At 61.5% G+C, this 10,459-nt stretch carries 6 protein-coding genes; 3 read left to right on the top strand and 3 right to left on the bottom strand.

Translation table 11 applies throughout. The features are described 5' to 3' along the window. Positions 1 to 238: 238 nt before the first annotated feature. Genes ACYYKW_RS25945 through ACYYKW_RS25935 form a run of 3 tightly spaced genes read right to left on the bottom strand, consistent with a single transcriptional unit; the run spans position 239 to position 4,784 of the window. A complete protein-coding gene (locus ACYYKW_RS25945; protein ID WP_464991539.1) occupies positions 239 to 1,630 on the bottom strand; it encodes an efflux transporter outer membrane subunit in 1,392 nt (463 codons plus the stop codon). A gap of 7 nt (positions 1,631 to 1,637) precedes the next feature. Continuing rightward, positions 1,638 to 3,611 (bottom strand): MacB family efflux pump subunit, encoded by a 1,974-nt coding sequence (locus ACYYKW_RS25940; RefSeq protein ID WP_464991538.1) that lies wholly within the window; start codon positions 3,609 to 3,611, stop codon positions 1,638 to 1,640. After that, complete coding sequence (locus ACYYKW_RS25935) at positions 3,612 to 4,784, bottom strand: efflux RND transporter periplasmic adaptor subunit (RefSeq protein WP_464991537.1); 1,173 nt, start codon at positions 4,782 to 4,784, stop codon at positions 3,612 to 3,614. Between the two features lie 323 nt (positions 4,785 to 5,107). Between ACYYKW_RS25935 and ACYYKW_RS25930 the strand changes: the two genes are divergently transcribed. The 3 genes from ACYYKW_RS25930 to mgtA all read left to right on the top strand — a co-directional run bounded on the left by ACYYKW_RS25930 (position 5,108) and on the right by mgtA (position 10,339). Beyond that, on the top strand, positions 5,108 to 5,590 hold the full coding sequence (locus tag ACYYKW_RS25930) for a sigma-70 family RNA polymerase sigma factor (protein WP_093102888.1): 483 nt from the start codon (positions 5,108 to 5,110) through the stop codon (positions 5,588 to 5,590). A 134-nt stretch (positions 5,591 to 5,724) separates the two neighbouring features. After that, complete coding sequence (locus ACYYKW_RS25925; protein WP_464991536.1) at positions 5,725 to 7,059, top strand: lysine N(6)-hydroxylase/L-ornithine N(5)-oxygenase family protein; 1,335 nt, start codon at positions 5,725 to 5,727, stop codon at positions 7,057 to 7,059. Between the two features lie 580 nt (positions 7,060 to 7,639). Continuing rightward, positions 7,640 to 10,339 carry a magnesium-translocating P-type ATPase gene (mgtA, locus tag ACYYKW_RS25920; protein WP_464991535.1) on the top strand — a complete coding sequence of 900 codons (2,700 nt, stop codon included), beginning with the start codon at positions 7,640 to 7,642 and terminating at the stop codon, positions 10,337 to 10,339. The last annotated feature ends 120 nt before the right edge of the window (positions 10,340 to 10,459 follow it).

The following is a 10,459-nucleotide window of genomic DNA, read 5'->3' as shown; positions in this document are numbered from 1 at the left end:
TGGGAGCGCAGCGACCGTACGACGAAGTCGTACACAGCGGAAGTAGGTGCAGCGAAGCAAACCGTAGCCGCTGCGCCCGGATCGATCCCGCAGCGAAGGGACCCGAGCCTGCGAGGGCCGTACGTAGGAGCAAAGCCTTTTGGTTCCTTTTTGGCGTCTGAAAAAGGGACTCGCCGTAAGGGCGAAACCATAAGAAGCCGTTACCGCAGCAACGGATATGTACCCAAAAAATCCCCAATCACAGCGCCCGCCACCCACCCCCCAACGCCTTGTACAACGCAATACTCGCCTGCACCCGCGCCAGCCGCAGTTGCACCTGCTGATCCTGCGCGGCATACAGCGTGCGCTGAGTCTCCAGCACCGTAAGCAGATCCTCAGCGCCCGCTTCGTAACGGCTCTGGGCAATATTGAAAGCCATCTGCGCCTGACTCAACTCCTCAGATTGCCACTGCCGCTGCTCATCCAGACGGCGAATGCTGTTCAGGGCTTTTTCCACATCGGCGAAACCATTGATGATCGCGCCTCGGTAAGTTTCCAGCAGTTCCTGCTGACGCGCCGTGGCCTTGTCACGTTCAGCGCCGAGGCGACCGTTGTTGAAGATCGGCGCGACCAGGCCGGCGGTGAGATTGTAAAAAGGGCTGCGCAACACATCATCGAACTGATCGGCACCGGAGCCCAGTTGCGCCGTCAAAGTCAGCGTCGGCAGCATCGCCGCACGGGCGACCTTGACGTCGGCCTCGGCCGCGGCCAGTTGCGCTTCGGCGCGGGCGATGTCCGGGCGCCGACTGAGCAGTTCGCTGGGGATGCCGGCCGCAATCTCGGGCCATTGCAGATCGTCGAAAGAACCGGTTGGCGCCAGTTGTTGCACCGGTTGGCCGAGCAGTGCCGCGAGGCTGATCAACGCGGCCTGGGCCTCCTGTTGCACGCGCGGTAATTGCCACTGCCGGGCGGCGACCAGACTCTTCTGTTGCGCCAGTTCCAGCGCCGTGGCCGAGCCTGAATCGAAGCGTGTCTGCACCAGTTTCAACACCCGTTGCGCGTTGGCCAGATTCAGTTCGGCGATGCGGCTTTGCTCGCGTAGCGCCAGGGTCTGCGCATACGCAGTGGCGACGCTGCTGAGCAGGGTCAGTTCGACCGTCGCGCGGTCGAACTCACTGGCCTGCAAGGTGAATTGCGCACTGTCGCGGGACGCACGTTTACCGCCCCAGAAATCGACTTCGTAGGTAGCGCTCAGGCTGGCATCGAAATAGTCCACGGCCTGGTTGCTGCTGTCGGCATCGAGCTGGCTGTAGCCATTGCCGCGCAGCAGCTTTTGCCGATTGCCGTTGAGCCCGGCCTTGATTTCCGGCAACTGCGAGCCACCGGCAATCACCGTGCCGGCCTGGGCCTGGCGCACGCGCGCAACCGCAGCGGCGAGGTCGAAACTGCCGAGGCGGGCTTGTTCGATCAGGCGATCGAGTTCCGCGCTGGCAAATTGTGTCCACCACTGCCGATCACTCTGGGCGACGCTGGCGGCGTGCGGCGCTTGCCAGGCCGCGGGTGCCTGCACGCCGCTGTCCGGGCGCTGAACGGGACTGCCGCAAGCGCTGAGCATCAGGCACACGGTCAACACACTGAGACGCGGTTTCATAGATCGATCATTCACTGGTAAGGGCCGTGACCGGGTCAAGTCGGGCAGCTTTGCGGGCCGGCATGAAGCCGAAGACGACACCGGTCACCAGGGCGCAGGCAAACGCGCCGAGCACCGCCAGCAACGAGAAGGCGACGGCTACTTCACTGAGAATCAGCACGCCGCCAACCATCAATGCCAGGGCGATCCCGGCGATGCCACCGACCACCGAAAGCATCACCGCCTCGGTGAGGAACTGACGGAGGATGTCGCGTTGGCGCGCACCGGTGGCCATGCGAATACCGATCTCACGGGTGCGTTCGCGCACGGTCATCAGCATGATGTTCATTACACCGATGCCGCCGACCAGCAGCGAAATCGCCGCAATCGAACCGAGCATCAGCGACAGGGTGTTCTGCGTGCGCGCTTCGGCCTGGATCATCGCGGCATTGTTGGTCAGTTCGAAATCCTTCTTGCCGTTGTGCAGCTGCAGCATCAATTGCTCGATGGCCTGCTCGGCGTCCTTGACCTTGCCTGCGTCGGTAGCAGCAATGGCGACGTATTCCGGGTCACGCGTGCCGAACAGCCGAACGCTCGCAGCGGAGTAGGGGATGGCGATGCGGTTGTCGCTGTCGGAGTCGCCGGAACTGGCGCCTTTTTCCGCGAGCACGCCGACGACCTGGAACGGTACGTTCTCGATCAGGATGTATTGGCCGATCGGGTTGGCGATGTCCTTGAGCAGTTTGGTTCGTACCTTGTGGCCGATCACCGCGACGGCGGCTGCGTTGGCTTCGTCGGCCTCGGTGAAGTAGCTGCCTTGCACCACCGGCCAGTTGAAAATCGCCGGGAAGTTCGTGTCGTTGCCGCCTACGTAGCTCAAATGGTCGGCATTGCCGAAGCGTACGCCGGCCTCGGCGCCGTTGACCGGCATGATCCGTTGCACTTGCGGCAGGCTTGCCAGAGCCCGCACGTCATCGAGGGTGACGATCCCTGGCGGCGTGCGCGGATTGGGCGCCGAGCCGCTGAGGTAAATGATGTTCGAGCCGAACGCGCCCATCTGCGCCATGACCTGGCGCTTGCTGCCTTCGCCGACGGCGAGCATCACCACCACCGAGGCCACGCCAATGATGATCCCGAGCAGGGTCAGTGCGGTGCGGAAACGGTTGATCCACATCACCCGCCACGCAGCCTGCAAGGCGTCGACCAGTTCGCCTTTCCACGCGCCGGTGGCTTCGGCGTCTTCGCTCAGGCGCTTGCGCAGGTCGACCGCTTGCAAGGCGCCGGGGTTGGCGCTGGTCTGGGCTTGGGGGTTGTCCTTTGCGCTGTCACTGATAATAAGGCCGTCACTGATTTCGATGATGCGTTTGGCCCGCGCTGCCACTTCGCGGTCGTGGGTGATAAGAATCACCACATGGCCCTGACTCGCCAGTTCGTCGAGCAGCGCCATGACCTCTTTGCCGCTGTGGCTGTCGAGGGCGCCGGTCGGTTCGTCGGCGAGAATAATGTGGCCGCCGTTCATCAAGGCGCGAGCGATCGAGACCCGTTGCTGCTGGCCGCCGGACAACTGATGCGGACGGTTGCCGGTGCGCGAGGCCAGACCGAGCCGGTCGAGCAGGGCGGAGGCGCGGGCATGGCGTTCGGCGGCCGGGGTGCCGGCATAGATCGCCGGCATCTCGACGTTCTCCTGAGCCGAGCCGGACGGAATCAGGTGGTAGCCCTGAAACACGAAACCGAATGCTTCACGGCGTAGCCAGGCCAGTTCATCGCTGTCCAGGCCGGCGACGTTTTCTCCGGCGAAACGGTATTCGCCGCAAGTCGGCCGGTCGAGGCAGCCGAGGATGTTCATCAGCGTCGACTTGCCGGAGCCGGACGCGCCGACGATCGCCACGAATTCGCCGGCGTGGATCGACAGATCGATGCCGCGCAGGACGTGAACTTGCGGTGCGTCGCCGCCGCCGTAGGATTTGCGGATGTCCTGCAGGTCGATCAGGGGCGTTTGCATTCAACCCCCACTGCCGCTGGCCGGGCCGATCAGCAGATGATCACCTTCATTCAGGCCGTCGAGAATCTGCACTTTGAGCCTGTCACTGATGCCGGTGCGCACTTCACGGGGCTCGATCTTGCCATTGGCGGCGACCACCTGCGCGGTCTGCCGATCGGCCTTGCTGCTGCCTTGCAGGGCAGCCACCGGCGCGGTGAGTACGTCTTTGGCCTGATCGGCGACGAAGAACACTTGGGTGGTCATCTCCGCCATCAGGGCGTTGTCGGCGTTATCGACATCCAGCAGCACGGTGTAAAGCACCACGCGGGCGCTGCCGCTTTTACTGCTGTTGGCCGGGCTGCCGCCGCCCTGGCTGGTCTGGTCCAGTGGCTTGGGTGGCACTGGCAGAATTTGTCGGACCTTACTGCTCCAGCGCCGGTTGCCGCCGCTGAGCGTGGTGAAGTAAGCGCTCATGCCTGGTTTGACGTGGCCGATATCCGCTTCCGAGACCTCGGCCCACACGGTCATCGGCGACAGTCGGGCGATGCGCAAAATCAGCGGCGTCTGTTGCTGGGCATTGAGGGTCTGGCCTTCGCGCGCATCGAGAGCCACCACGGTGCCGGCCATTGGCGCATAGATCTGCGTGTAGCCGAGCTCGGCCTGATCGCTGCGCAGGCTGGCTTCGGCCTGGCGTATCTGCGCCTGGAACATGTCGATGCGTGCTTGCGTGGCTTTCAGTTCGGCGCGGGCAGTCTGGACGTCTTCTTCACGGGTCGCGCCGCCAGCCGCGAGATTTTGCTGACGCTGGTATTTCTGCTGAGCCAGTTCGTGCTGGGCGCGCTGCTCCTGCCATTGCGCCTTGAGGTTTTCAATGGAGAAACGCCCGGCGTCGAGTTTGGCTTTCTGTGTCGACGGGTCGATTTCCACCAGCAACTGGCCTTCCTTGACCACGTCACCCACTTCGACATGAATCTTCTGAATCTGCCCGGACGCCTGCGCGCCGACGTCTACGTAACGGCGCGGTTGCAGCGTGCCGAGGGCGGTGACGCTGCTCTCTATATCGCCGCGCGACACTTGCACGGTGACAAATTTCTCCCGACCCGGCGGCAGCATCTGCCACGCGGCATAACTGACAACCGGGATCAGACAAAGGACTACGAGCAGGGCGCGTCGGGCAGGGCGGGGACGTTTCATGCAGGGTTCCGGCCAGTGGAGTCGGCCCGTCGTTCGGCTGGCACAATCAGGTTGGGGCCGCAGCGAACGCTGTCACGGGGCGCGACAGACACGGGAAGCTGTCCTGTAAACGTGGCAAGGGCAGGGGAATTTAAGCGGAGACACACAAAGTTACAGCTATAGAAGCGGACTATTTGTCGGTCAAGGCCAAACACTACTTTAAATCTATATGAGAATTACTATAAATTACGTCCTTCAAGTTGCCACTATCTTGCTACTGCCGTTTGCGGCGTCGCCGATCAGTGCGCTCAAGGACAGAAACCGCAGATTTGCGGGCGGGAGTCATGTTGGAAAACTACTATCGAGAGCTGGTGTGTTTCCTGAACGCCAAGCTCGGCAACCGTCAGGTCGCCGAAGATGTGGTGCATGACGCTTATCTGCGGGTGCTTGAACGCTCCAGCGAAACCCCGATCGAACAGCCCCGCGCATTTCTCTACCGCACTGCGTTGAACCTGGTCATCGACGACCATCGGCGCAATGCCCTGCGCCAGGTCGAATCACTGGAAGTACTCGACAACGAAGAGCGCTACTTCACTCCGTCCCCGCACAGCACCCTCGACCACGGTCAGCGCCTGGACATGCTGCAACGCGCCCTGGGCGAATTGTCGCCGCTGTGCCGCGACAGTTTTCTGCTGCGCAAGATCGAAGGTCTGTCGCACCCGGAAATCGCCGAGCAATTGGGCATTTCCAAAGCGTTGGTGGAAAAACACATCGTCAACGCGATGAAACATTGCCGCCAGCGGATCAAGCAATGGGATGCCCATTGAGCCGGCGCCGTTAAATTTTATTTCCCTGTCCTCGTTCCTACTCAACAGACGACCTGCTGTCCTGCTCAAGGCCAGTCGGGTCACTTAGGCTCTCCTTGCCCCTTGTTGAGGGGTTCATCCAGAGGACACTGGAAATGACTCAGGCAATTGCATCGCCCATCGTTCACGACCTGATCGGCGTCGGTTTCGGCCCTTCGAACCTGGCGCTGGCCATCGCTCTGCAAGAGCGCGGGCCGAGCCACGGCGAGCTGGATGTGCTGTTCCTCGACAAGCAGGCCGATTACAGCTGGCACGGCAACACCCTGTCGACCCAGAGCGAATTGCAGATTTCGTTCCTCAAGGACCTGGTGACCCTGCGCAATCCGACCAGCCCCTACTCGTTCGTCAACTACCTGAAATATCACGGTCGTCTGGTCGACTTCATCAACCTCGGCACCTTTTACCCGTGCCGCATGGAGTACAACGACTACCTGCGCTGGGTGGCCGGGCAGTTCACCGCGCAGAGCCGTTACGGTGAAGAAGTGCTGACCATCGAGCCGGTCCTGCACAACCAGCAGGTCGAGGCGTTGCGGGTGATTTCCCGTGGCAGCGACGGCCAGCAATTTGTGCGCACCACGCGTTCGGTGGTGGTCAGTGCTGGCGGTACGCCGCGTATTCCCGAGGCGTTCAAGGCGCTGAAGGGTGATCGCCGGGTCTTCCATCACTCGCAGTACCTGTCGCAGATGGCCAAACAGCCGTGCGTGAACAATCAGCCGATGAGCATCGCGATTATCGGGGGCGGGCAGAGCGCGGCGGAGGCGTTCATCGATCTCAACGATTCGTTCCCGTCGGTGCAGGTCGACATGATCCTGCGCGGTTCGGCGTTGAAGCCGGCGGACGACAGCCCGTTCGTCAACGAAGTGTTTTCGCCGGAATTCACCGACCTGGTGTTCCAGCAGAACAGCGCCGAGCGCGAGCGTCTGGTCAACGAGTATCACAACACCAATTATTCGGTGGTCGACATCGACCTGATCGAACGCATCTACGGCATCTTCTATCGCCAGAAGGTTTCCGGGATCGCCCGGCATGCCTTCCGCACCCTGACCACCGTCGAGAGCGCCACCGCGACTGACAACGGTGTCGAACTGGCGGTGCGCAACAACGCCACCGGTGAAGTCACCGTGCGGCATTACGATGCGGTGGTGCTGGCCACCGGTTACGAGCGGCAGATGCATCGCAAACTGTTGGCGCCGCTGGAAGAGTATCTGGGCGAGTTCGAGGTTGACCGCCATTACAAACTGATCACCGATGAGCGCTGCAAGGCCGGGATCTACATGCAGGGCTTCTGCCAGGCCAGCCATGGCCTGAGCGACACCTTGCTGTCGGTGCTGCCGATCCGCGCGGACGAGATTGCCGGCTCGCTGTATGAGCATGGCAGGCACCGTGGGCAGCGGTCGGTGGCGGATCTGCTGCTGGCGACGGCCAGCTGAGATCTGCTGCGCCTGTCACATCGCCATTGCGGGCAAGCCCGCTCCCACAGGATCTGCGCTGGACGCAAAATGTGTGTTCACCGCAGATCCCTGTGGGAGCGGGCTTGCCCGCGATGGGGCCATCGCGTCCAGCGAAAAACTGATTCCTGAACCCTTCCTGAACACCCGCGACTTTCCCCGTAACACCTCTTCCAGCCGTTTTGCTGCGGGCGTAAGCTCCACGCGTTTTCATCAATAGCGGAGACCCACAGTGGGTACTTGTTCGAGTGACAGTTGTCGGCCGGTCTCGGTAACCGGCAGATGCTCGGCAAGATAACGCGCAGCCTTTTCTCTGCCGTTGTCTCGCCGTAACAGCGAGCAGCGGCATCCCGTGCATGGCCCGTCCTGGGCATGCCTCGACGTCCTTCTCATCGACGCTGAACAGAGCGTGACTACGACTTCATAGTCGTGATCCCAGCCCTATCGACACGCCTGTCTTTTTGACTGGCGCGCCACGCCTTGCCGTGCCGGTTTTTTCCGGCGGCAGCGGTGCGGTCGTACCTGCTTGACGGTTTCCCGGCTGACCACAGGGGCAACAGCCATGAAACTTACGCTCAAGGAATTTTTCGCAGGCTTCCTGCGCAACCGCCACATTGCCCGGCACTTCCGTCGTCTGGCGCTGCTGGAATCGCTCAACGACAGCACGGTCAGCCGCGAAGTCCCGCTAACCCTGGCCAACACGCTGGTCGCTGCCGCGCATTGCGACAGCAGCGAATTGTTGTCATCGCTCGGCAGCCATTGCGAAGGCCTGCGCGATATCGACATCGACGCACTGCGCGCGCAGCACGGCTTCAACGAGGTCGAGCACGAGCAACCGCTGCCAGGGTGGACGCACTTGTGGCACTGCTACAAAAACCCGTTCAACCTGCTGCTGACCTTGCTGGCGGTGATCTCTTGGCTGACCGAAGACTTGAAGGCCGCTGTGGTGATTTTCTCCATGGTGGTGCTGTCGACGCTGCTGCGCTTCTGGCAGGAAAGCAAATCCAACCAGGCCGCCGATGCACTCAAAGCCATGGTCAGCAACACCGCCACGGTGCTGCGCCGTGACGCGCCGCGCCGCGAATTGCCGATCAGGCAACTGGTGCCGGGCGATCTGATCGTGCTCTCGGCCGGCGACATGATTCCCGCTGATTGCCGGGTGCTCAGCGCCAAGGATCTTTTCGTCAGCCAGGCGGCGATGACCGGTGAATCGATGCCGGTGGAGAAATTTCCGCGCCAGGCCGATCGCGATACGCGCAATCCGCTGGAGCTGGACAACATTCTGTTCATGGGCACCAACGTCGTGTCCGGCACTGCCGTGGCGGTGATCCTCACCATCGGCAATCACACCTGTTTCGGCGCGCTGGCGCAGCGGGTCGGGGCGACTGATCGGGCGGTGACCTCGTTCCAGCAAGGGGTCAACAAGGTCAGCTGGCTGTTGATCCGTTTCATGTTCGTCATGGCACCGCTGGTGCTTTTCATCAACGGTTTCACCAAGGGCGACTGGACCGAAGCGCTGCTGTTCGCGCTGTCGATTGCGGTCGGCCTGACCCCGGAAATGCTGCCGATGATCGTCACCTCGACCCTGGCCAAAGGCGCGGTGTTTCTGTCGCGCAAGAAAGTCATCGTCAAGCGCCTCGACGCGATCCAGAACTTCGGCGCCATGGACGTGCTGTGCACCGACAAGACCGGCACCCTGACCCAGGACAGGATCTTCCTCGCGCGCAATGTCGACGTGTGGGGCGAAGACTCCGATGACGTGCTGGAAATGGCCTACCTCAACAGCTACTACCAGACCGGCCTGAAAAACCTGCTCGACGTGGCGGTGCTGGAACACGTGGAAATCCATCGTGAGCTGAAAGTCGGCACGGCGTTTCGCAAGGTCGATGAGATCCCGTTCGACTTCAACCGCCGGCGCATGTCGGTGGTGGTCGAAGGCCGTGGACAGCCGCATCAATTGATCTGCAAAGGTGCGGTAGAAGAGGTGTTGGCGGTGTGCAGCCGGGTGCGTCATGGCGAATTCGATGAAGCCTTGAGCGATGAACTGCTGAGCCGGATTCGCCAGGTCACAGCAGCGTTCAACGCTGAAGGCTTGCGCGTGGTAGCGGTGGCGGCTCGCTCGATGCCAGAGGGCCGCGATGTCTACAGCCTTGCCGACGAACAGGACCTGACGCTGATCGGTTACGTGGCCTTCCTCGATCCGCCCAAGGAAAGCACGGCGCCGGCGCTCAAGGCTCTGGCCGCACATGGCGTGGCGGTGAAAGTGCTGACCGGCGACAACGAGCTGGTGACCGCGAAGATCTGCCGTGAAGTCGGCCTCGCTCAGCAAGGCTTGCTGATGGGCAACGCTATCGAGCGCATGAGCGATGCCGAACTGGCCGTGGCGGTGGAGCAGACCAACGTCTTCGCCAGACTGACGCCGTCGCACAAGGAACGCATCGTGCGCAGCCTCAAAGGCAACGGCCATGTGGTCGGCTTCATGGGCGACGGCATCAACGATGCGCCGGCGCTGCGCACGGCCGATATCGGGATTTCCGTCGACAGCGCGGTGGACATCGCCAAGGAAGCAGCCGACATCATTCTTCTGGAAAAAAGCCTGATGGTGCTGGAGGAGGGCGTGCTCGAAGGGCGGCGCACCTTCGCCAACATGCTCAAGTACATCAAGATGACCGCCAGCTCCAATTTCGGCAACGTGTTCTCGGTGCTGGTGGCCAGTGCGTTCATTCCGTTTCTGCCGATGCTGCCGATGCACTTGCTGGTGCAGAACCTGCTTTACGACATTTCGCAGATTGCCATTCCGTTCGATAACGTCGACGAGGACATGCTGAAACAACCGCAGCGCTGGCAGCCGGGCGACGTTGGGCGTTTCATGCTGTTTTTTGGCCCGATCAGTTCGATTTTCGATATCACCACGTTTGCCTTGATGTGGTACGTGTTCGATGCCAATACGCCGGATCACCAGACGCTGTTCCAGTCTGGCTGGTTTGTGGTCGGGTTGCTGACCCAGACGTTGATCGTGCACATGATTCGCACGCCGAAGATTCCGTTTCTGCAAAGCCGTGCTGCGATGCCGCTGTTGGTAATGACCGGGATTATCATGGCGGTCGGGATTTTTCTGCCGATGGGGCCGTTGGCGCATTACTTCAAGTTGCAGGCATTGCCGTCGCTGTATTTTGTGTTTTTGCCGGTGATTCTGCTGGCGTATATGGGGCTGACTCAGGCGGTGAAGGGCTTTTATGTTCGGCGGTTTGGCTGGCAATGATTGGTCTGTGCTGTGTTGGTTTTTTGGGTACATATCCGTTGCTGCGGTAACGGCTGCTTAGGGTTCCGCCCTTACGGCGGGTCACCTTTTTCAAACGCCAAAAAGGTAACCCAAAACGCT

Source organism: Pseudomonas sp. 15C (assembly GCF_055484735.1).
This window is presented reverse-complemented; position numbering and strand designations above follow the sequence as displayed.